This window comes from Roseovarius atlanticus, from assembly GCF_001441615.1.
Taxonomy (GTDB): Bacteria; Pseudomonadota; Alphaproteobacteria; order Rhodobacterales; family Rhodobacteraceae; genus Roseovarius; species Roseovarius atlanticus.
In genome coordinates, this window is the sequence record NZ_LAXJ01000012.1 from 86,509 (window position 1) to 107,825 (window position 21,317).

At 65.2% G+C, this 21,317-nt stretch carries 19 protein-coding genes; 5 read left to right on the forward strand and 14 right to left on the reverse strand.

Features of this window, described 5'->3' with window-relative positions; genetic code table 11:
* Positions 1–141 precede the first annotated feature (141 nt).
* Complete coding sequence (prmC, locus tag XM53_RS12900) at positions 142–981, reverse strand: peptide chain release factor N(5)-glutamine methyltransferase (protein WP_057793944.1); 840 nt, start codon at positions 979–981, stop codon at positions 142–144.
* Positions 978–2,027: a peptide chain release factor 1 gene (gene prfA, locus XM53_RS12905; protein ID WP_057793945.1), complete on the reverse strand. Its 1,050-nt coding sequence runs from the start codon at positions 2,025–2,027 to the stop codon at positions 978–980. Before prfA ends, prmC begins: the two co-directional genes overlap by 4 nt.
* Before the next feature lie 62 nt (positions 2,028–2,089).
* On the opposite strand from prfA, the gene XM53_RS12910 reads away from it, so the two are divergent.
* Complete coding sequence (locus tag XM53_RS12910; RefSeq protein WP_057793947.1) at positions 2,090–2,311, forward strand: hypothetical protein; 222 nt, start codon at positions 2,090–2,092, stop codon at positions 2,309–2,311.
* Here XM53_RS12910 and XM53_RS12915 read toward each other — a convergent pair.
* The 3 genes from XM53_RS12915 to XM53_RS12925 are packed head-to-tail and all read right to left on the reverse strand — an operon-like array spanning position 2,306 to position 4,875.
* A complete protein-coding gene (locus XM53_RS12915; RefSeq protein ID WP_057793949.1) occupies positions 2,306–2,713 on the reverse strand; it encodes a DUF1499 domain-containing protein in 408 nt (135 codons plus the stop codon). The genes XM53_RS12910 and XM53_RS12915 overlap by 6 nt on opposite strands.
* Positions 2,714–2,725: 12 nt before the next feature.
* Positions 2,726–3,688 carry an agmatinase gene (speB, locus tag XM53_RS12920; RefSeq protein ID WP_057793951.1) on the reverse strand — a complete coding sequence of 321 codons (963 nt, stop codon included), beginning with the start codon at positions 3,686–3,688 and terminating at the stop codon, positions 2,726–2,728.
* Positions 3,689–3,705: 17 nt separating this feature from the next.
* Positions 3,706–4,875, reverse strand: coding sequence for a M20 aminoacylase family protein (locus tag XM53_RS12925; protein ID WP_057793954.1), 1,170 nt, complete (start codon positions 4,873–4,875; stop codon positions 3,706–3,708).
* A gap of 64 nt (positions 4,876–4,939) precedes the next feature.
* On the opposite strand from XM53_RS12925, the gene mazG reads away from it, so the two are divergent.
* On the forward strand, positions 4,940–5,752 hold the full coding sequence (gene mazG / locus XM53_RS12930; RefSeq protein WP_057793956.1) for a nucleoside triphosphate pyrophosphohydrolase: 813 nt from the start codon (positions 4,940–4,942) through the stop codon (positions 5,750–5,752).
* A 2-nt stretch (positions 5,753–5,754) separates the two neighbouring features.
* Here mazG and XM53_RS12935 read toward each other — a convergent pair whose 3' ends face one another.
* From XM53_RS12935 to XM53_RS12960, 6 genes are all read right to left on the reverse strand, one after another.
* Complete coding sequence (locus XM53_RS12935; RefSeq protein ID WP_057793958.1) at positions 5,755–6,594, reverse strand: DUF2189 domain-containing protein; 840 nt, start codon at positions 6,592–6,594, stop codon at positions 5,755–5,757.
* A 71-nt stretch (positions 6,595–6,665) separates the two neighbouring features.
* Positions 6,666–8,078, reverse strand: a complete 1,413-nt coding sequence (locus XM53_RS12940; protein ID WP_057793959.1) for an amidase — start codon at positions 8,076–8,078, stop codon at positions 6,666–6,668.
* Positions 8,068–8,892 carry a hypothetical protein gene (locus tag XM53_RS12945; protein ID WP_144435527.1) on the reverse strand — a complete coding sequence of 275 codons (825 nt, stop codon included), beginning with the start codon at positions 8,890–8,892 and terminating at the stop codon, positions 8,068–8,070. The genes XM53_RS12940 and XM53_RS12945 overlap by 11 nt, the downstream gene beginning before the upstream one ends.
* On the reverse strand, positions 8,885–10,015 hold the full coding sequence (gene prfB / locus XM53_RS12950; RefSeq protein WP_057793963.1) for a peptide chain release factor 2: 1,131 nt from the start codon (positions 10,013–10,015) through the stop codon (positions 8,885–8,887). Before prfB ends, XM53_RS12945 begins: the two co-directional genes overlap by 8 nt.
* Before the next feature lie 99 nt (positions 10,016–10,114).
* On the reverse strand, positions 10,115–12,637 hold the full coding sequence (locus XM53_RS12955; protein WP_057793965.1) for a penicillin-binding protein 1A: 2,523 nt from the start codon (positions 12,635–12,637) through the stop codon (positions 10,115–10,117).
* Between the two features lie 88 nt (positions 12,638–12,725).
* Entirely contained in the window at positions 12,726–13,937 is a 1,212-nt protein-coding gene (locus tag XM53_RS12960; RefSeq protein WP_057793967.1) for an N-acetylmuramoyl-L-alanine amidase, read from the reverse strand.
* Positions 13,938–14,151: 214 nt separating this feature from the next.
* Here XM53_RS12960 and XM53_RS12965 point away from each other — a divergent pair, with 214 nt between their 5' ends.
* The gene (locus XM53_RS12965; RefSeq protein WP_057793969.1) at positions 14,152–14,904 is read left to right on the forward strand and encodes a DsbA family protein; all 753 of its coding nucleotides are present in this window, start codon (positions 14,152–14,154) and stop codon (positions 14,902–14,904) included.
* A gap of 37 nt (positions 14,905–14,941) precedes the next feature.
* Here XM53_RS12965 and ispG read toward each other — a convergent pair whose 3' ends face one another.
* The 3 genes from ispG to hemA all read right to left on the reverse strand — a co-directional run bounded on the left by ispG (position 14,942) and on the right by hemA (position 18,809).
* Positions 14,942–16,075, reverse strand: a complete 1,134-nt coding sequence (gene ispG / locus XM53_RS12970) for a flavodoxin-dependent (E)-4-hydroxy-3-methylbut-2-enyl-diphosphate synthase (protein ID WP_057793971.1) — start codon at positions 16,073–16,075, stop codon at positions 14,942–14,944.
* Between the two features lie 97 nt (positions 16,076–16,172).
* A complete protein-coding gene (locus XM53_RS12975; protein ID WP_057793973.1) occupies positions 16,173–17,447 on the reverse strand; it encodes a helix-turn-helix domain-containing protein in 1,275 nt (424 codons plus the stop codon).
* 138 nt (positions 17,448–17,585) lie between these two features.
* Complete coding sequence (hemA, locus tag XM53_RS12980; RefSeq protein ID WP_057793975.1) at positions 17,586–18,809, reverse strand: 5-aminolevulinate synthase; 1,224 nt, start codon at positions 18,807–18,809, stop codon at positions 17,586–17,588.
* Positions 18,810–19,056: 247 nt separating this feature from the next.
* Between hemA and XM53_RS12985 the strand changes: the two genes are divergently transcribed.
* Together XM53_RS12985 and XM53_RS12990 are read left to right on the forward strand one after the other, a co-directional pair.
* Positions 19,057–20,445 (forward strand): dipeptidase, encoded by a 1,389-nt coding sequence (locus tag XM53_RS12985; RefSeq protein WP_057793977.1) that lies wholly within the window; start codon positions 19,057–19,059, stop codon positions 20,443–20,445.
* 3 nt (positions 20,446–20,448) lie between these two features.
* Entirely contained in the window at positions 20,449–21,315 is an 867-nt protein-coding gene (locus XM53_RS12990; RefSeq protein ID WP_057793979.1) for an alpha/beta fold hydrolase, read from the forward strand.
* The last annotated feature ends 2 nt before the right edge of the window (positions 21,316–21,317 follow it).

Genomic DNA, 21,317 nt, shown 5'->3' on the forward strand with positions numbered 1-21,317 from the left:
GCTGGCTTGAACTCACGTGCGGGTGTCTCAAGGACCCTCTACGTCGTGATGTTCCCCAGTAAACACGCATCGGCCGGTTTCACAAGGGGTAAGCTGGTAAAATCGCCAATAAACCGGGCAAAACCGCCGATTTTCCCCGTCTCACGCGGGCGACTGGCCGCTGATCACCCTGTCCCGGCCTTCCAAGTCGCGGATCACCGAGACCTCTTGAAAGCCCGCTTCCCGGAAAAGACGGCTGACTTCGGCGGCCTGTGTCCAGCCGATTTCGACCATCAAACGCCCGCCCGGGCGCAGGTGCGACACGGCCCCCGGCACGATCCGGCGATAGGCCGACAGCCCGTCACCCTCGTCGGTCAGCGCCACGCGCGGTTCGTGCCTCAGCTCGGGCGCCAGCTCCGTCATCTCGTCAGCCGTGATGTAGGGCGGGTTCGACACGATCAGGTCGAACCGCCCTTCGACGGCCTCATACCAGTCGGACTGCAACAGCAGGCACCTTTCGGCGACGCCCAGGCGCCTGGCATTGCGGTCGGCAAACGCCAGTGCCTCGGGCGAGACATCGGTCCCCAAGCCGGCGGCCTCCGGCCGGGCGGCAAGCAGCGAAAGCAGGATACAGCCCGAGCCTGTGCCAAGGTCGAGCACATGGCGGAACGGCTGCTCCAGCGCGGCCTCGACCAGCGTTTCGGTATCGGACCGAGGGTCCAGAACCGCGCCACTGACCTCGAAGCGATGACGGTAGAAGTCGCGCCAGCCGGTCAGATGAGACATCGGCACGCGTTGCCCCGCACGGCGGTCCAGCAGGTCTTGCAACCGCGCCGCCGCGTCAGGGGGGACATTGTCGTGGGACAACAGGCGGACCCGATCGGGCGCCACGCCGAGGGCGAGTGCCACGAGGGCGCGCGCCTCGCGCGGCGCGTCCTCGATGCCCGCGGCCTTCAGCACGACCCCGGCATGGCGCACAAGGTCGGCCACCGTCTGGCTCACCCTTGCATCTCCGCCAGAAGCGCCGCCTGCGCATCTGTCGTCAGCGCGTCGATCACCTCGTCCAGGTCGCCCTGCATCACCTGGTCCAGCTTGTAGAGCGTCAGGTTGATCCGGTGATCGGTCATGCGTCCTTGCGGGAAATTGTAGGTGCGGATGCGTTCCGAGCGGTCGCCGGAGCCCACCTGTGCCGCGCGGCTGGCCGAGCGTTCGTCATGCATCTTCTGGCGTTCCATGTCGAAAAGGCGCGTCTTCAGCACCTGCATCGCGATCTCGCGGTTGCGGTGCTGCGATTTCTCGGAACTGGTGACGACGATGCCGGTGGGGATGTGGGTGATCCGCACGGCGGAGTCGGTGGTGTTCACGTGCTGGCCGCCCGCGCCGGAACTGCGCATCGTGTCGATCCGCAAGTCGTTCGGATCGATCTGGATATCCACGTCCTCGGCCTCGGGCAGCACGGCCACCGTCGCAGCCGAGGTATGGATCCGCCCGCCCGATTCCGTTTCCGGCACGCGCTGCACCCGGTGCACGCCGGACTCGAACTTCAGCCGCGCAAAGACGCCCTCGCCCTTGATGTTGGCCACGACCTCCTTCACCCCGCCCAGCTCGGTCTCGCTGTATTCGATGATGTCGAAGGTCCAGCGCCTGCTTTCCGCATAGCGCTGGTACATGCGCAAAAGGTCGCCCGCGAACAGCGCCGCCTCCTCCCCGCCCGTACCGGGCCGGATCTCGATGATGGCAGGCCGCGCATCGGCCTTGTCGCGCGGCAGCAGCGCAAGTTGCAGCCGTTCCTCCAGGGCCGGGCGCTGCTCTTCCAACGCGTCCAGCTCCTCGGCGGCCAACTCCTTCATCTCGGGGTCGGCCAGCATGGCGCGGGCGCTCTCGATCCCGTCCAGCACCTCGTTATAGGCGCGGATCTCCTCGACAACCGGGCGCAGTTCGGCATATTCCCGGCCCAGCTGCGCGATATCGCCCGTCCCGGCCGACATCTGCGCCTCGATATACTCGAACCGCTGCGTGATCTCGCGAAGTTTGTCCAATGGCACCATCCGGGCGGTGTTGCCTATTCGTGGCGCTTGGTCAAGTCGGCAAAGCGTGCTAGCATCTCGCCATGAAACGGATTTTCGTCCTTCTCTTTGCGTTCACGCCCGTGCTGGCCACGGCACAGGGCAAGACGGTCGAATGCTACTGCACCGACAAGTCCGGCGCGCGGATCGAGATGGGCGAGACGATCTGTATGCAGGTCGACGGGCGCAGCTTCATGGCGCAATGCCAGATGTCGCTGAACGTGCCGATGTGGCGCAAGGTGTCCGACGGGTGCCTCAGCTCATAGGCGCGCCAACCACCCGTCCAGCCGCTTGGCGTTGACGCCCATATCCGATTTGCCGAACCGCAGCCGACCATAGAGCACGATCTGACCGCCCTGCCGTGCGACCGTGGTATAGTCGGGAAACCCCCACAGCGCCGAACGGGTGATATACGTGATCATCCCCTCGTCGACCGAGCCTGCCAGTACCGTGGTCCGCGGCGTGTCGCGAATGATCGCGTCCAGCCGTTCGAGTGTGTCACCTTCATTCGACACCACTCGCACCGCGCTGCCCGCACCTTCACCGGGTTCCAGACCGTTCGGCAGATCGTGCCAGTCCTCCGCGTAAGACGGCGCAAGACGCACGTAGATCCCAAGCGCGATCAGAGCAAGCACCAGAACGACAATGATCCGCGTCAGAATATACATGGCTATCCCTCTCTATCGCCGCGTCCAGCCCCAAAGGCACAGCATCTCCATCACCACATGCGCGCCCGCAATGGCCGTGGCCCCGGTGGTGTCGAACGGCGGCGACACCTCGACCATGTCCCCGCCCACAAGGTTGATCCCCGCGATATCGCGCAGGATCGCGGCGGCCTGCCAGCTGGCCAACCCGCCCCAGACTGGCGTGCCTGTCCCCGGTGCGAAGGCCGGATCGAGGCAGTCGATGTCGAACGTCATGTAGGTCGGCGCGTCGCCCAGCACCTCCCTGATCCTCGCAGCAACGGCGGCGGGCCCCATCTCGTGCACCTCCCGCGCGGTCAGGGTCGGCACGCCCAGGTTATCCTCGTTCACCGTGCGGATCCCTACCTGGATCGAGCGCGCCGGGTCCACCAGCCCTTCCTTCACGGCCTTGTAGAACATGGTGCCGTGGTCGATCCGCTCCATGTCGTCATCCGCCCAGGTGTCGGAATGCGCATCGAAATGCAGCAGCGACAGCGCCCCGTATTTCTCGGCATAGGCGCGCAAAATCGGGAACGAGATATAATGATCGCCCCCGATCGCGATGCTGGCCGCGCCGCCCTTCAGGATGCCTCGGATGTGTTCCGTCAAGGCGGCGGGAAACTCCGACACCTTGGCATAGTCGAACGCCATGTCGCCGTAATCCACGATCGCCAGCGCCTCCAGCGGGCTGTAGCCGTCCCAATAGATGGGCGGATCGAACGGTTGCAGGCTCGACGCCTCGCGCACCGCGCGCGGCCCCAGCCGCGTACCGGTGCGGTTGGTCACCGCCTGGTCGAACGGGATGCCGGTGATGGCCACGTCCACGCCCTTCAGGTCCTTGCTGTATTTCCGCCGCAGAAAGGACGGCGCGCCGCCAAAGGCGTTCTCGAACGACAGCCCGCGCAGATCGTCCCGCGTGAACGCCTGGTCCACCTGTTTCTTAGCATCCTCAAGCGCCATCCTTGCGCCCTCCTTCGTTATCCGTTCAGCGGTTGCGCCCGCTCCACCAGCCGGGCAAAGAACGACGCCCCAACCGGCGCCACCGCATCGTTGAAATCAAATCCGGGATGATGCAGCGACGGCCCCTCGCCCTGTCCCAGAAACAGATAAGCACCGGGCCGCGCATTCAGCATAAAGGCGAAATCCTCGGCCCCCATCTCGCGCTGGCGGTCGGTCTGCACCATGTCGGCTCCAGACACCTCGCCCGCCACTTCGGCGGCAAAACCCGTCTGGTCGGCATGGTTCACCGTGGCCGGATACCCCGTCTCGATCCGCAGCGCCGCTTCGACCCCGTAAGCGGCCGCCTGCCCCGCGATGATCTCTTCCAGCCGCGTGTGCACCATCTGTTGCACCTCCGGCGCAAAGGTGCGGATCGTGCCGTTCACATAGGCCGTCTCGGGCACGATATTCTCGGCGCTGCCGGTGTGGATCTGGGTCACCGACACGACCAGATCCTGCAGCGCGTGATGGTTGCGGCTGACGATAGTCTGGATCGCCTGCACCATCCCCGCCGCCGCCACGACCGGATCGCGCGTGTGGTGTGGAAAGGCGCCGTGCCCGCCCTGCCCGGTGATATCGATGTGGAACGTGTCCACCGCCGCCATGATCGGCCCCGGCGTGGTGCTGAACAGCCCTTCGGCATCCCCCGGCATGGTGTGCAGCGCGTAGACCTGTTCGATCCCGAATCGCTCCATGATGCCTTCCTCGACCATGATCCGCCCACCGCCCGGCCCCGCCTCTTCGCTGGGCTGAAAGATCAGCGCAACGCGGCCTTTGAAATTGCGCGTCTCGGTCAGGTACCGCGCCGCGCCCAGCAGCATCGTGGTGTGCCCGTCATGCCCGCAGGCGTGCATCGCCCCCGGCGTCTGCGAGGCATGGGGCACGCCCGTCGTCTCATGAATCGGCAGCGCATCCATGTCGGCGCGCAGCCCGATGGTCGGCCCCGGCCCCTGCCCCTCGATCACTGCCACCACGCCGGTCTTCGCGATCCCGGTCTCGATCTGCGTGATCCCGAACTCCCGCAACCGCTCCACGACAAAGGCCGCCGTCTCATGACAGTCGAATCCAAGCTCGGGCCGCTGATGCAGATGCCTGCGCCACGCCGTCATGTCGTCTGCAAATCCTGCGATCCGGTTGATGATGGCCAAGCGTCTGGACTCCTTTTCGCTCTGCGGTCAGGGTCCACTCAACGCCAGAAAGAAGGAGGGTGCAATGCCCGATGACCTGATCCATGACCCCAAGGGCGGGATGCCCCGGCTGCGCGCGATCATGCGCGCGCTGCGCGATCCCGACACCGGCTGCCCGTGGGACATCGAACAGGATTTTGGCACCATCGCCCCCTACACAATCGAGGAAGCCTACGAGGTCGCCGACGCCATCGAGCGCGGCCAGTGGTCCGAGCTGCGCGACGAACTGGGGGACCTCTTGTTCCAGTCCGTGTTCCACGCCCAGATCGCCGACGACAAGGGGCTGTTCGATTTCGACGACGTGGCCAATGGCATCGCCGACAAGATGGTCGCCCGCCACCCGCACGTCTTTGGCGATGAAAGCCGCGACAAGTCCGCCGAGCAACAGACCCGCGACTGGGAAACCGTCAAGGCGGCCGAACGGGCGGCCAAGGCCCAGACCGGCGTGCTCGACGGCGTGGCGGTCGGCCTTCCCGCCCTCATGCGCGCGGTGAAACTCCAGAAACGCGCGGCGCGTGTAGGCTTCGACTGGCCCAATGCCTCGCACGTCCTGGACAAGATCACCGAGGAAGCACACGAGCTGCAAGAGGCCGCCGACACGCTTGGCCCCGACGAGGTCGAGGAAGAATTCGGCGATCTTCTCTTCGTCATGGCCAACCTCGCCCGGCACATGAAGGTCGATCCCGAACAGGCCCTGCGCCGCGCCAACGCCAAGTTCACCCGCCGGTTCGAGCGGATCGAGGCGTTTCTGGCCGAAGACGGCAAGACCCCGCAAGACTCGAACCTGGCCGAGATGGACGCCTTGTGGGACCGCGCCAAGTCCGAGGAAAAAGCCTGAGGTCAGGTGGCTGTCGCGCCGCCCCGGTCATCGCTGGCCTCGCCGGCGCGTCTGTCCTCACCTTCCACCACGATCTGCCGGTAGAGGTGCCATGTGGCATGGCCCAGAAGCGGCAGCACCACGAACAGCCCCAGGAAGCCCGGAGCGAGTGCCACGAACGTCAGCACCGCCACGATCGCGGCCCAGCACAGCATCGGCACCGGGTTGCCCGCGACGGTCTGAATGCTGGTGATCATCGCGGTCACGAAATCCACCTCGCGGTCCAGCAGCAGCGGCAACGCCACCACCGTCATGGAAAACAGCAACAGCGCAAAGGCCGCGCCCACGGCACTGCCCACGGCCAGCATCGTCAGCCCCTCGCGCGTCAGGTAGATGTCGTAAGAGGTCGAGACGTTGGTCATGGTCGAATAGCCCAGGAACAGCGCAAAGATCATATGCGCGAGGAAGAACCAGAACAGGAACACCACGATCACCACGGCGCAGATCGACGGCAACTGCCGATGCCTCTGGTCAAAGATCACGCCCATGATGTCCTTTGCCACCAGCGGCGCGCCGGTCTCCAGCCGGTGACTGACCTCGTACAGACCGACCGCCGCGAAGGGACCGATCAGCGGAAACCCCACCGCCGCGAAGACCAGCCAATAGGTCTGTCCGGTGATCCAGGTTATCCAGATCATGCCCCAGCCGATGGCCACGTAGACGCCCGCGAAAAGAACGGCGTAGCCGGGCGCTCGAAGCATGTCCCGAAAACCCCGGCGCAATGCCGTGCCCAGCATGTCCAGCCGGACGTCGCCAAGCTCCGGCACACCCAGCGGCCGCGCGTGCTGTTCCCTTTCGGCCATGGAATCCTCCCTCGGGCGACAAGCCTACAGCCTGCCCGCGCGTCGGCAAAGCCGAATTTGAGTTCGGCGCACTACAGGATCGGCGGCCGCGTCTCGGGCCAGCGCGTCGCGCGGTGGTAGGCCTCGGCCAGCTCCAGCAGGCGCGCATCGTCGCCGTGCCGCCCGATCAGCTGCAGCCCCATCGGCAGGCCCTGCGGCCCGAACCCGGCGGGCACCGCAACGGCGGGCAGACCCAACAGGCTCGCGGGCACCACCACCTCCATCCAGCGATGATAGGTGTCCATCCCCTGCCCCGCGACGCTCTTCGGCCAGTCCAGCGCCTTGTCGAACGGCCAGACCTGCGCCGTGGGCAAAGCGATGACGTCGAACCGCTCGAAAAACGCGTCAGCGGCGCGCAGCCAATCGGAGCGCAGCACACTCGCCGCGTGCACGTCCAGCGCCGACAGCGCGCGGCCCTGCTCGACCTCCCAGATCGCCTCGGGCTTGAGATGCCGGCGCAGCGTTTCATCCTCGTACATCGGCGACTTGTCCGACGCGATGGCCCAGCTACGCAGCGCGGTCCAGGACTGCCACAGCGCCTCGCGGGAAAACGGCGAGGCGGGGCTGTCCACGGCGCAGCCCACCTGCCCCAGCACATCCAGCGCCGCTTCGCACAGGGGCAGGATACCGTCCTCGAACGGCAACGCGCCGTTCCAGTCCGCCAGCCAGGCCACGCGCAAGCCTGCCGACTCGCCGCGCAGCGCGCCGACCGGTGCAAAATCCGGGCCCCGCAGGCCACCCTTCCGCGGCACCGACATCACGTCCAGCTGCAACGCAAGATCGCCGGGGCAGCGGGCCATCGGCCCGTTGGTGGCCAACCGGTGCAAAAAGACATCACCCTCGGCCCCACCCGGCACCCGGCCCCAGCTGGGGCGCATCCCGTAGACGTTGCTCCACCCCGCCGGGTTGCGCAGGCTGCCCATCATGTCCGAGCCGTCGGCGATCGACAGCATCCCCGCCGCCAGCGCCACCGCCGCGCCGCCCGACGACCCGCCGCAACTGCGCGTCAGGTCATAGGGGTTGGCGGTGACCCCATGCACCGGATTGTAAGTGTGACTGCCCAACCCGAATTCCGGCGTATTGGTCTTGCCGATGACAATCGCGCCCGCCGCGCGCAGCGGTGCGATATGCGGGCTGTCCACGGCGGCGATCTGCCCGGAAAACGCGGGCGAGCCATGGCTGGTGGGCAAGCCCGCCGCGTCGGCCAGATCCTTGACCGCGAGCGGCAAACCGTGCAGCGGGCCTTTCGCCTCGGCCTTGTCCGCCGCACGCGCCTCGGTCAGCAACACCTCACGCTCGCGCATCGACACGATGGCATTGAGCGGCCCGTTCACGGCCTCGATCCGGTCCAGTGTCGCCGCCATCAGGTCGGTCGCGCGCAACCGCCCTTCGCGGATCGCGTGCGCCTGGTCCGCGGCGGTCAGTGTCAGCGGATCACTCGTCATGGGAACAGATCGGCGGACGCGGCGTGCCGCGCTCCGTGGCGTTGATGCCTTCGACCCAGCCTGCGCCGATGGCCAGCATCATCATGTCCATCATCGTCCAGGCGTTGACCGCTTCACCGTTCGTAAGCTCGGCCAACGTCTGCGCCACCTCGACGGTGACCGGCGCGCCATTCGCCTCGCAGGTCACGCGGTTGGCATTGTCGCGCACCAGCGTGTCGAAATGCTCCAGCATCAGGGCCTGGCTGCGCCGGATTGCGTCGATTCCCGGCACATCCGCACAGTCGCCCGTCAGCACCTGAAACCCCATCGGCGTGCGCAGCGGATCGTCGGAGAAAAAGCTGACACGACCCGACCGCACGCCCTCCGCGAGGATCCTGTAATAGGCGACCGCCGCCGCGTCGCGGGTCAGGCCCTCCTGCTGCATAAGCGCCTGCTGCATGTCCTCGCCCACGATGAAACAGCCGTATTCCTCGAACTCCGCATAGGCATCGACCGCCCCGATCCCGCGCTGAACCACCGGCGAGGCGATGTCATAGCGGGTGTCGATCTTCGGCGGCTGAATGGTGCATATTTCGGGCCCCAGCACGATCCAGTCGCCGTGCCTGTCCGCCTCGCCCCGCGCCAGCGCCGCCTCGGCATAGGTTGTCAAAGTGTCGTGGAGCTCCGGCGTGGGCATCTCCTGCGCCATGCGCGCCTGCGGCCCGACCACGCAGCCATTTTCCGACAGGTAGGCCCGCACAGAGGCGTCATCGGCCCAAGCGCCGCCCGCGGTCAGCATCATCACGATGCCCGCTGCGGCAAGCGTCCTAGACATCCTCGCCCTGCGCCTCGGCCCGCGACTTGCCCGACACGTCCAGCGCCAGGGTGGCGGCCATGAACGGGTCCAGATCCCCGTCCAGCACACCCTTGGTGTCGCTGGTCTCGTGCCCGGTGCGCAGGTCCTTCACCATCTGGTAGGGCTGCAACACGTAAGACCGGATCTGGTTGCCCCAGCCTGCATCCCCCTTGGCCTCGTGCGCGGCGTTGATATCGGCATTCCGCTTGTCCAGCTCCAGCTGGTACAGCCGCGATTTCAGCGCCTTCATGGCGATATCCCGGTTCTGGTGCTGCGACTTTTCCGAGCTGGTCACGACGATGCCCGTGGGATGGTGCGTGATCCGCACCGCCGAGTCGGTCTTGTTCACGTGCTGCCCGCCCGCGCCCGAACTGCGATAGGTGTCGATGCGGATGTCGTTGGGGTTCACCTCGATCTCGATATTGTCGTCCACCACCGGGTAGACCCAGACCGAGCTGAATGATGTGTGCCGCTTGGCCGCCGAATCGTAGGGCGAGATCCGCACCAGCCGGTGCACACCCGATTCCGATTTCAGCCAGCCATAGGCGTTGTGCCCGCTGATCTTGTAGGCCGCCGACTTGATCCCGGCCTCGTCGCCCGGCGTCTCGGATTGCAGCTCGACCGTGTAGCCATGCTGCTCGGCCCACCGCACGTACATCCGCGCCAGCATGTTGGCCCAGTCGCAGCTTTCCGTGCCGCCCGCGCCCGCGTTGATCTCCAGGAAGGTGTCGTTGCTGTCGGCCTCGCCGTTCAAGAGTGCTTCCAGCTCCTTCGCCGCCGCCCTCTTGGCCAGCCGCCGCAGCGCCTCCTCGGCCTCGGACACGACCTCGTTGTCGTCCTCCATCTCGCCCAATTCAATCAGGCCGGTCTGGTCCTCCAGCTCCGCCTTGATGGAATCATGCGTCTCGATCGCATCGACCAGAGCCTGCCGCTCGCGCATCAGCGCCTGCGCCTTGGCAGGATCGTCCCAAAGATTGGGGTCCTCCACCCGCGCGTTGAACTCTTCCAGCCGGTGCTGCGCGGTCTGCCATCCCAACCGCTGGCGCAACAGCTCCAGCGAGGTTTCGATTTCGGCAACAAGTGTCTGTATCTCGGCGCGCATTGTGGCGATGTCCTTGGGTCTGCTCAGGGCTTGGTGATATCAAGGCCCTTCGCCGCGGACAAGATCACGCGCACCTTCGCGACGCGGCAGGACGGCCCGTCAGTACAGGCCGCCCGAGCTCATGTTGCCGAAGCTGGATTTCTGTCCCACCTGCGCCTTGTTCCCGGTCGAGGTCGTGACCTCGCGCACCTGCTCGGTCTCGCCGGCCTGGAACAGGTCGAAATCCCCGCCCATCGCATAGCCGCCGTCGAACATGATCCCGAACAGCGGGTCTTCGCCTTCGCGGAAACATTCCGACACCACATTGGCGCCCGAGGCACCGTCGGGCAGGCGCGAGCCTGAATAGCGGTCGATGTTGATGAAATCGCAGCCCTCGGGCACCTTGAACTCCGTGCCGCCGTATTTCTGGATCGCCTTTTCCATGAACGCCTGGAAGACAGGCCCGCACATGGACGAGCCATAGGCGCTGCGCCCCATGCCGCGCGGCTGGTCATAGCCGATGTAACAGCCCGCCGCGATGGTCGACGAAAAGCCCACGAACCAAACGTCGCGCGCATCGTTGGTGGTGCCGGTCTTGCCGGCAATCGGCACCGGCAGGTTGATCGCGCCGCGCGCCGTGCCCCGGTCGACCACGCCTTTCATCATCGATGTCAGCTGATAGGCTGTGACCGGGTCCATCACGCGCTCGCGGTCGGACACGATCCGCGGGCCGCGCGACCGCGGGATGCCGGGATCGTTGCAGTCGGTGCAATCGCGGGTGTCGTGACGGTAAACCGTGCGCCCGTAACGATCCTGCACCCGGTCCACCAGCGTCGGCTGCACCCGCTCACCGCCATTGGCGAACATCGAATAGGCCGCCACCATCTTGTAAAGCGTGGTCTCCTCGGAGCCCAGGGCGTTTGCCAGAAACGGCTTCATGTTGTCATAGACACCGAATTTCTCGGCATAGCTCGCCACCGTCTCCATCCCGACCTCCTCGGCCAGCCGGATGGTCATCAGGTTCCGCGACTGCTCGATCCCCGTTCGCAGCGGCGTCGGGCCGTAAAACTTGTTCGACGAGTTCTTGGGCCGCCACAGCCCCTGCGGCGTATTGATCTCGATAGGCGCGTCCACGACGATCGTCGCCGGCGTATAGCCGCTGTCCAATGCAGAGGCGTAAACGAACGGCTTAAAGCTCGACCCGGGCTGGCGTTTGGCCTGCGTGGCGCGGTTGAAGACCGAATGCTGATAGGAAAACCCGCCCTGCATCGCCAGCACGCGGCCGGTGTTGACGTCCATCGCCACGAACCCACCCTGCACCTGCGGCACCTGCCGCAAGGTCCAGCGGATAAAGCTGCCATCGCTGTCGGCCGTCATGCGTCGCACATGCACGATCTCGCCGCGCTCAAAGGTTTCCTGGAAATTGCCGGGCAGCCAGGCGATGTCTTCGCGCGGCACCACATGCGGCTCGGCGTCGGTTTCCTCGACACCCTCGATGCCAAGGCGCATCTGCTGGTCCCCGATCTCAAGGATCACGGCGGGGTACCACGTGCCGTCCAGCTTGATATCGCGGGCCACGCGTGTGTCGGCCAGCGCCGCGCGCCAGGTCTCTTCGCTTGCCAGCGCCTCCTCCGGCAGGGTCTTGCCCGTACCACGCCAACGACCTGTACCCCGGTCATAGATTTCAAGCTGTTCGCGCAACGCTTCGGCGGCAATGTCCTGCAACTCGCGGTCGATCGTGGCCCGCACGGCCAGCCCGCCCGAGAAAAACTCGCCCTCGCCGAAATCCTGGCTCAACTGGCGGCGAATCTCGTCGGTGAAATAGTCGCGTGGCGGCAACTGCGCCGAAAACGGTTCGAAATCGCCGTTCTGAACGGATCTCAGCGGCTGCGCCACCTCGGTCTCATAGCTCGCTTTATCGATGTATCCGTTCTCGTACATCTCTTTCAGAACGAAGTTGCGGCGCGTCAGCAGCCGCTCGCTCTCGCGCACTGGATGGTAATCCGACGGCGCCTTCGGCATCGACGCCAGGAACGCCGCCTCGTGCGGGGCCAGCTCGCGCAGCGGCTTGTTGAAATAGGTCTGCGCCGCCGCCGTCACACCATAGGAGTTCTGACCGAGGAAGATCTCGTTCATGTAAAGTTCAAGGATATCTTCCTTGCTCAGCGTCTCCTCGATCCGCGTGGCCAGGATGATTTCCTTGATCTTGCGCTCGATGCGGCGATCCCCGGACAGCAGGAAGTTCTTCATCACCTGCTGGGTGATGGTCGACGCGCCACGCACGTTGCGCCCGCGCGACCGCACCGCCTCGACGACCGCCGCCGCGATGCCGCGCGCGTCATAGCCTGCGTGGCTGTAGAAGTTCTTGTCCTCGGCCGAGATGAAGGCCTGTTTCACCAGGTCGGGAATATCCTCGGCCGGGGTGAACAGCCGCCGTTCGCGGCTGAATTCGTCGATGATCCGCCCCTCGCCCGAATAGATCCGGCTGATCGTCGGCGGGGTATAATTCGCCAGGCTCTCGTGGCTGGGAAGGTCCTTGCCATAGATGTGAAACACCGCGCCGATCGACAGCGCGATCACCACGACGACAAGCGTCACGAGGCTAAAGATGGTGCCCAGGAATGTGGTGATGGGTCTCAACAAAATAACGGTCCTTTCGCAGTCGCCTTCATATAAGCGGGGCCGCAGGGCGCGTCAAAACACATTCCCGCGCGGGTTCGCCTTAGGCGCCTCATTGCCGCACCAGTTCGGCATTGGCCGCGTCGGCCAGCCGCCAGGCGACAATCGCATCGCTGACCGCCTGCGCCATCCGGTCGCGCCAGGCCTTGTCGGCGATATTCGCACGGTCCCGGTCTGAGCTCAGAAAGCCCACCTCCAGCAGGACCGACGGGATATCCGGCGATTTCAACACCGAGAAACCGGCCATCCGCATGGGGCGCGAATTCAGCGGCAGGTCGTTTTCCCGAATGCCCAGCTGGATCGCCTTGGCAAGCTGCCCCGCACGCGGCTGTGTCTCCAGCCGCGCGAGGTCCATCAACACGTCGGCCACCACGTCGTCCGAGCCGGTCAGGTCTATCCCGGCCAAAAGATCGGCCCGGTCATGCCGTTCGGCCAGCGCCTCGGACGCCTTGTCGGACGCGCTGTCGGACAGGGTATAGACGGTCGCCCCATGCGCCCGCCCCTCGCTCAGCGCATCGGCGTGCAGCGACAGAAAAAGGTCCGCATCGACCTGGTGCGCAATGGCCACGCGCCGCTCCAGTGAAACGAAACTGTCGTCCTCGCGCGTCAGAACGACCCGGATATCGGCGTCGCGCAACAGCACATCCTTCATTTCCCGCGCCAACGCCAGCATCAGGTCCTTTTCCGTCAGGCCATCCTTTTCGGCGCCGGGATCAATCCCACCATGGCCCGGGTCGATCACCACGGTAAAGGGCTTGTCCGCATCCTTTTCAGCGCGCTCCAGATCCGACGCCTTGCGCACATCCCAGCCCGGCAGGTCCGGCGCGCCCGAGGCCGCGGCGAACGCCTCTGCCGAGACACCCTCCATCTCGATCACCAGTCGTGCGGTGCCGGTTTCCGCGTCCAGCGCCATGTCGGCGCCCTCGATCCCATAGGGCCCCGCCAGCGCCACGACCATGCGCGACCAGCCGGGCTGAAACGATCCCACGCGCACCTCACGCGCGCGCTCGGCCATGTCGAGCAGCGTGCCGTCCACACCGCGCCAGTCCACCTCGCGGAAATCCACGACCAGTCGTTCCGGCGCATCCAGCGTGAACACCCGCCACGGCACGCCCTGGCTCAACGCAAGTTCCAGAATCAGCCCCTGCCGCGTGTCCGACAGGCGCGAGCCCTCCATGTCGACACGCGCCAGCCCGCCGAAGGACTGCGCACTGGCACAGGCCGCCCAAAGGCACATCATCAAACTCAGGATAACCCGGATCATACTGCTCTGCCGCTTTCATCGGTCTTGTTACGTGCCAGTCTACACCAGCCCCGCCGATTCCCACAGCCCGGTTTTTTCTGCTTTGACGGTGCGTCCGAAACCATAAGGCCACCCGCGCGTGCTCATCACGATCAGGCGAACGGGCCGCTATCGCCTTGACGTTGCCGCCGCGAAACCCGACACATGCCACGTCTTTTGTACAGGAGAGCCCCGGATGATCCGCCCCCTTGTGACCGCGACCGCCCTCACCCTGAGTTGCGCCCTACCCCTTGCCGCGCTCGACCTCGACGCCATGTCCGATGCCGAGCGGGAGGCTTTCCGCGAAGAGGTCCGGGCCTATCTTCTGGAAAATCCCGAAGTGATCATGGAGGCCGTCGCAGTGCTGGAACAGCGCGAGGCCGCCGCGCAGGCGCAGAATGACCAGGACCTTGTCGCGGCCAATGCGGACGCGCTTTTCAACGACGACCGCTCCTGGGTCGGCGGCAATCCAGAGGGCGACATCACGCTGGTGGAATTCATCGACTATCGCTGCGGCTATTGCAAACGCGCCCACCCCGAGGTCACCAACCTTTTGAAAGAAGACGGCAACATCCGGTTCGTGCTGAAGGAGTTTCCGATCCTCGGCGAACAGTCAGTCACCGCCTCGCGCTTTGCCATCGCCACGCGGCAGGTGGCCGGGGACGAGGCCTATCATTCCGTCAGCGAAGCGCTGATCGCCTATTCCGGCGACATCACCGAACCCGCGCTGCGCCGGATCGCCGAACCGCTGGAGCTTCCGGTTGACGAGATCATCGCGGAAATGGGCAGCGCGGACGTCACCGAAGTGATCGAAGACAACCACGCGCTTGGCCGTGCGCTTCAGATTTCCGGCACGCCGTCCTTCGTGATGGAGAACCAGATGCTGCGCGGCTACGTCCCGCAGGCCGAGATGGAACTGATCGCCGAAGATATCCGCAACGGCGGATGATCGCGTGAAGACGCTCGCGTAAGCCCTTGATAAAAAACTATTCCGCGGCGTGCGGGTCTGCCGCCGCCGCGGCTTCCAGCTCGGCGGCCTTCTTCTCGACCTCCTCGACGATGTGCTCGATCATCTGGTCGTTTGACATCTTGTGACTGGCCTTCCCGGCCAGATAGACCATACCGCTGCCCGCGCCGCCGCCGGTAAAGCCCACATCGGTCATCAACGCCTCGCCCGGCCCGTTGACCACGCATCCGATGATGCTCAGGCTCATCGGCGTCTTGATGTGCTCCAGCCGTTCTTCCAACGCCTCGACCGTCTTGATCACGTCAAAGCCCTGCCGCGCGCAGGATGGGCAGGATATGATGTTGACCCCGCGATGCCGCAGGCCCAGCGATTTCAGGATTTCATAGCCGACCTTGACCTCTTCGACCGGATCGGCTGACAGGCTGACGCGGATCGTGTCGCCGATCCCCATCCATAGCAGGTTGCCCAGACCGATCGCGCTCTTGATCGTGCCCGAGGTCAGGCCGCCCGCCTCGGTGATCCCAAGGTGAATGGGCGCATCGGTCGCCTCGGCCAGTGCCTGATAGGCGGCGGCGGCCATAAAGACATCGGACGCCTTGCAGCTGATCTTGAACTCGTGAAAATCGTTGTCTTCCAGCACCTTGATGTGGTCCAGCCCGGATTCCACCATCGCCTCGGGCGTCGGTTCGCCGTATTTCTCCAACAGGTGCTTTTCCAGCGACCCGGCGTTCACGCCGATCCGCATCGAACAACCGTGGTCGCGCGCCGCGCGAATAACCTCGCGCACGCGATCCTGGCTGCCGATATTGCCGGGGTTGATCCGCAGGCAGGCCGCGCCCGCCTCGGCCGCCTCGATCCCACGGCGATAATGGAAATGGATGTCCGCCACGATTGGCACCGGGCTTTCGCGGACGATTTCCTTCAATGCCCTCGAACTGTCCTCGTCCGGCACCGATATCCGCACGATATCCGCCCCAGCATCCGCCGCGGCCTGGACCTGCGCGATGGTGCCCCGGATATCCGTGGTCGCGGTGTTGGTCATCGTCTGCACGCTGATCGGCGCATCGCCCCCCACGGGGACGTCGCCCACCATGATACGGCGGCTGGATCGACGGTAAATGTTACGCCAGGGGCGAATGTGGTTCAGTGACATCTCATCGCTTTCGGGCGGTGTCGGGTTTCATCCCGAACCTAAGCAGGCACAGCAAGGATGACAATGCGGTCGCTTCTGTTTCCCCAAGGAAACCCGCTCACTCCTGGATCGGGGTGACCGCGTCGGCCTCAAGCTCGGCGACATAGCGCGACAGGTCCTGGTCCGCGTCCAGATTTGCCACCGGCAGGGCATCGGCCAGCATCTGGGAATCGAGCGGCAGGCCCGACGTGACCTGACCACGCTGTCCTGCGGGGCCATGATGCACGCCATTCACCGCGAAATAGATCGCGCCGCTTTCGCCGATCCGGATCGTCGGGGCGCCTTCCATCACGGGCACATCCCACGTGTCGCCCGCATTCATGATCGTCTCATAGATAACGCTGCCGTCCGGGGCCTGGACGCGCACCCACGCGGGGCGCACCGCGACCATCTTCACGCCTGCCGGCTGATCGGCCAGAACCTGCGGGCTTTGACGCGGCTGATCCTGAGGCTCCTGAACTTCGGCAACCTGGGCCGCGCCCGCCGTGGCCGTGGCATAATCGGGCGAGCTCCGGTCCGCGTCCGGCAGATCGCCGCTGAACGCACCCATTTCCGCCGGGTTCAGCGTCGAGATCGGCGCATCCCGTGCGACCATCACCGGAACCTCCAGCGCCTCGGGACGGTAAAGCCGATCCAGTCGCTCGTCCCGCGGTGCGTTGAAAACCGACTCGGTCGTCGCAGGGTCGTTCTCTTGCGTTTCATCGTCGCGGCCCGAGGCCGGTACGGCCCCGTCCAGAGGATCGAGGTCGCTCAGAACCGCGGGCGTGTTCTCGACCGGCGCGAACTGGACGCGCTGCACCTCGTTCAGCACGCTCCATCCGCCGTATCCCAGCCCGCCGATCAGCAGGGCCAGCACCATGACCGACCCGATCGCGCCCGGTTCGATCCGCGCCAGGAACGACTCCGTGGCCGGCACGAACGGCGTCTTGGGCAGCGCGATGGGGTCTTCCTTGCGCGGCGTCCGGCGCAGCGGGCCGGCATCCGGGCGCCGGATGCTGCTGGCCTCGGCCGACATGCCGTGCGCGATGGAAAAGCCGCTTTCAGCGCAGAACCCGGCAAAAGCCCGGTCCGGGTCCATGTTCAGATAGCGCGCATAAGAGCGCACGTAGCCGGGAATGAAGCCGGGCGTGTCGAACGCATCGGGGTCGCAATTCTCGATGGCAGCGATGTAGGACGCCTTGATGCGCAGCTCGCGCTCCACATCCAGAAGGGATTTACCGATGGTGGCCCGTTCGCCGCGCATAAGATCGCCAAGGCGCAACTCGAACGCGTCAAAGCCGCGCGGCTCGACGTCATGCTCTTCCGTAGTCCGCTTGGATCGGAACCCTATCATCAGGTTCTGCCCTCTAACTTCGTGCCTGCGCTGTCCTTGCGCGCGATCCCCGCTGGTGCGGGCTGTCCGATTCGCGCGCTGCCCTTCTTCTTTACGCTGTTTTACCACAGCGCAAGAAACAATGCACCTTTGGCGAGGTCACGCAGTTAATTCGGCACGATTCAGCGCGCAATGGCTCCAAAGTTCATCCATTGCATTAACCAGATGGTCCATCTCGCGCGGGCCATGCACGGGCGATGGCGTGAACCGCAAACGCTCGGTGCCGCGGGGTACGGTCGGGAAATTGATCGGCTGCACGTAGATGCCATACCCGTCCAGCAGCATATCCGACAGTTGCTTGGTATGGACCGGATCCCCGACGATCACCGGCACGATATGCGTGCCGTGGTCGATGATCGGCAGTCCCAGCCCCTTCAGACGCAGCTTGAGGATGCTCGCCTGAGTCTGGTGCTGTTCACGCAACGCCTGATCGCGCTTGAGATGCGCGACCGACGCCGCAGCGCCCGCGGCAACCGCCGGCGGCAGCGACGTGGTAAAGATGAAGCCCGGCGCATAAGACCTTATGGCGTCACACATTTTGTCGCTGGCGGCAATATAGCCGCCCATCACGCCAAAGGCCTTGGCCAGGGTGCCGTTGATGATGTCGATCCGGTGCATCAGGCGGTCGCGCTCGGCCACCCCGCCGCCGCGCGGGCCGTACATGCCCACCGCGTGCACTTCGTCGAGATATGTCAGCGCGCCGAATTCATCGGCAATGTCGCAGATTGCCTCGATCGGCCCGAAATCTCCGTCCATCGAATAAATCGACTCGAAGGCGATCAGCTTGGGCGCGTCGGGATCGTCCGCCGCCATCATCTCGCGCAGGTGGTCCAGATCGTTGTGCCGGAAGATCCGCTTGGCCCCGCCATTGCGGCGGATCCCCTCGATCATCGAGGCGTGGTTCAGCGAGTCCGAATAGATGATCAGCCCCGGAAACAGTTTCGGCAGCGTGGACAATGTCGCGTCATTGGCGATGTAGGCAGAGGTGAACAGCAGCGCCGCTTCCTTGCCGTGCAGGTCCGCCAGCTCGGCCTCCAGCCGCTTGTGATAGACCGTCGTGCCGGAAATGTTGCGTGTCCCGCCCGAGCCTGCGCCGGTGGCGTCCAGCGCCTCGTGCATCGCCTTCAGAACGACCGGATGCTGGCCCATGCCAAGATAATCATTGCCGCACCACACCGTGATCGGCTGCTCCACCCCGTCGGGGCGCTTCCACGTCGCGTGCGGGAACTGGCCATTGGTCCGCTCGATATCGATGAAGGTACGGTACCGTCCTTCTTCGTGCAGTCGGCTGAGTGCGGCATCGAGCTTGGCAGTATAATCCACGCGGATCTCCTCCTGGCAGTCTGACGAGGCACGGCACGGAGGCATTCAGCTTCGCCTTGGTGCGCCGGATATAGTTTTAAGGCTTCCCGCGCAACAGGTTACAAATTGCCACGCCCCTCCCCGGCTGGCAACCACACCTCGGCCCCTCCTTTGGTCGCAACGGCATGGCCCCCTCGAACCCGCTGGACAGCGCGGCGCGCGATGCTAGGGTCGCGCCAACATTTCCCCCAAAGACCGGAGGTCGCGCATGTCCCTCGACGCCATTCTCACCCGTATCGACGCCCAGTTGCCCGACGCGATGGACCGTTTGAAGGACCTTCTGCGCATTCCTTCGATCTCCACCGATCCGGCCTTCAAACAACCCACCGACAAGGCCGCCGACTGGCTGGTCGCCGACCTGCAAAGCCTCGGCATCAAGGCCGAGAAGCGCCCCACCACCGGCCATCCCATGGTCGTGGGCCATGTCGATGGCCCCAAGGGCGGCACTGGCCCGCACCTTCTGTTCTACGGCCACTATGACGTCCAGCCCGTCGATCCGCTCGACTTGTGGAAGACCGACCCGTTCGATCCCCAGATCGAAGACACGCCCGCCGGCAAGGTCATCCGCGGCCGCGGCGCCTCGGACGACAAAGGCCAGCTCATGACCTTCGTCGAGGCCTGCCGCGCCTACAAGCATGTCACCGGCGAGATGCCCTGCCGCATCACCTTCTTCTTCGAGGGCGAAGAGGAATCGGGCTCGCCCTCGCTCATCCCGTTCATGAAGGAAAACGCCCAAGAGCTTCAGGCCGATCTTGCGCTCATCTGCGACACCTCGATGGTGGCCCCCGGCGTGCCGTCCATCGCCTCGCAGCTGCGCGGCATGATGAAGGACGAGTTCACAATCCACGGCCCCCGCATCGACCTGCACTCGGGGCATTACGGCGGCCCGGCCCTGAACCCGCTGCGGGAAATCTCGCGTCTCATCGCCTCGTTCCACGACGACACCGGGCGCGTCGCCGTCGACGGCTTCTACGACGGGGTGCAAGAGGTTCCGGCCGAGCTTCTGCGCCAGTGGGAAAGCTGCGGCTTCGATGAAAAGGAATACCTGTCCTCGGTCGGCTTCACCCAGGCGCATGGCGAAGAGGGCTACAGCACCCTCGTCCAGCAATGGGCCCGGCCCACGCTGGAAATCAACGGGCTCTGGGGCGGCTACCAGGGTGCGGGCACCAAGACGGTCATCCCCGCCGAGGCGCATTGCAAGCTGACCTGCCGGCTGGTCGACGACATGGACCCCGACGCCCTGCGCGTGAAGATCCGCAAACATGTCGAGGACCGCCTGTCGCCCGACGCCCGCGTCACCTGGAACGACGACCTCGACGGCTCGCCCGCGGCAAAGATGAACATCGACCGTCCCGAATTCGAGGCCGCCCGCCAGGCGCTGTCCGATGAATGGAACCGGGAGGCGGTCTTTAACGCCATGGGCGGCTCGATCCCCATCGCCGGTTTCTTCAAGGAAATCCTGTCACTTGATTCCATGCTGATCGGCTTTGCCCAGGAAGACGACGCCATCCACTCGCCCAACGAGAAATACAACGTCGAAAGCTTCCACAAGGGCATCCGCAGCTGGGCGCGCGTGCTCGACCGGCTGTCGCGCTAAGCCATGCCCATCCTCGGCTTTCGCCACGACACCGCGCAGGTGAACGGCACCAGAATGGCCTACAGCATCGGCGGCGCTGGCCCGCCGCTCTTGCTTCTGCACGGTTTCCCGCAGACCCGCGCGCTCTGGGCCCGCGTGGCCCCGGCGCTGGCTCAGACCCATACGGTCGTCTGCCCCGACCTGCGCGGCTATGGCGACAGCGGCAAACCTCGGGATGTGGCCGCCTACAGCTTTCGCGAAATGGCACGGGATCAAGTTGCACTGATGTCCCATCTGGGCCACGACAGCTTTGCCGTCGCGGGCCATGACCGGGGCGGTCGCGTGGCGCACCGGCTTGCCCTCGACGCGCCCGACGCCGTGACCCGTCTATGCCTGATGGACATCGTCCCCACCCACACGCTCTTGACGGAATTGCGGATGGACGTGGCGCAGAGCTATTACCACTGGTTCTTCCTCGCCCAGCCCGGCGCCCTGATAGAGGACATGATCGCCGCCGACCCGGACGCCTATTTTCATTCGTGCCTGACCGGCTGGGGCGCCGCCGCCCTCGAAGATTTCGACCCGGATCAACTGGCCGCCTACCGCGCCAGCTGGCGCAACCGCGACACCATCCGCGGCATGTGCAACGATTACCGCGCGGCCATCGCCCATGACGTGCACCACGATGCCGCCGATCTGGGCGCCCGCATCGCCTGCCCCACGCTGATTCTCTACGGTCGCAACGGGGCGATGGCCCGCCACTACGACGTGCCGGCCACTTGGGCGGCGAAATGCGCCGACATGCAAGCAGGTACCGTTCCGGGCGGGCATTTCTTCATCGACACCGCGCCCGAGCCGACGATCACGGCGCTGCGCAAATTCTTTGACTGACT

What these genes read in the sequence shown, in the direction of transcription:
- prfA (WP_057793945.1), bottom strand. Translation starts at nt 2,027, where the DNA reads ATGGTGCCATTGGACAAACTTCGCGAGATCACGCAGCGGTTCGAGTAT.
- XM53_RS12910 (WP_057793947.1), top strand. Translation starts at nt 2,090, where the DNA reads ATGAAACGGATTTTCGTCCTTCTCTTTGCGTTCACGCCCGTGCTGGCC.
- XM53_RS12915 (WP_057793949.1), bottom strand. Translation starts at nt 2,713, where the DNA reads ATGTATATTCTGACGCGGATCATTGTCGTTCTGGTGCTTGCTCTGATC.
- speB (WP_057793951.1), bottom strand. Translation starts at nt 3,688, where the DNA reads ATGGCGCTTGAGGATGCTAAGAAACAGGTGGACCAGGCGTTCACGCGG.
- mazG (WP_057793956.1), top strand. Translation starts at nt 4,940, where the DNA reads ATGCCCGATGACCTGATCCATGACCCCAAGGGCGGGATGCCCCGGCTG.
- XM53_RS12935 (WP_057793958.1), bottom strand. Translation starts at nt 6,594, where the DNA reads ATGGCCGAAAGGGAACAGCACGCGCGGCCGCTGGGTGTGCCGGAGCTT.
- XM53_RS12940 (WP_057793959.1), bottom strand. Translation starts at nt 8,078, where the DNA reads ATGACGAGTGATCCGCTGACACTGACCGCCGCGGACCAGGCGCACGCG.
- XM53_RS12945 (WP_144435527.1), bottom strand. Translation starts at nt 8,892, where the DNA reads ATGTCTAGGACGCTTGCCGCAGCGGGCATCGTGATGATGCTGACCGCG.
- prfB (WP_057793963.1), bottom strand. Translation starts at nt 10,015, where the DNA reads ATGCGCGCCGAGATACAGACACTTGTTGCCGAAATCGAAACCTCGCTG.
- XM53_RS12960 (WP_057793967.1), bottom strand. Translation starts at nt 13,937, where the DNA reads ATGATCCGGGTTATCCTGAGTTTGATGATGTGCCTTTGGGCGGCCTGT.
- XM53_RS12965 (WP_057793969.1), top strand. Translation starts at nt 14,152, where the DNA reads ATGATCCGCCCCCTTGTGACCGCGACCGCCCTCACCCTGAGTTGCGCC.
- ispG (WP_057793971.1), bottom strand. Translation starts at nt 16,075, where the DNA reads ATGTCACTGAACCACATTCGCCCCTGGCGTAACATTTACCGTCGATCC.
- XM53_RS12975 (WP_057793973.1), bottom strand. Translation starts at nt 17,447, where the DNA reads ATGATAGGGTTCCGATCCAAGCGGACTACGGAAGAGCATGACGTCGAG.
- XM53_RS12985 (WP_057793977.1), top strand. Translation starts at nt 19,057, where the DNA reads ATGTCCCTCGACGCCATTCTCACCCGTATCGACGCCCAGTTGCCCGAC.
- XM53_RS12990 (WP_057793979.1), top strand. Translation starts at nt 20,449, where the DNA reads ATGCCCATCCTCGGCTTTCGCCACGACACCGCGCAGGTGAACGGCACC.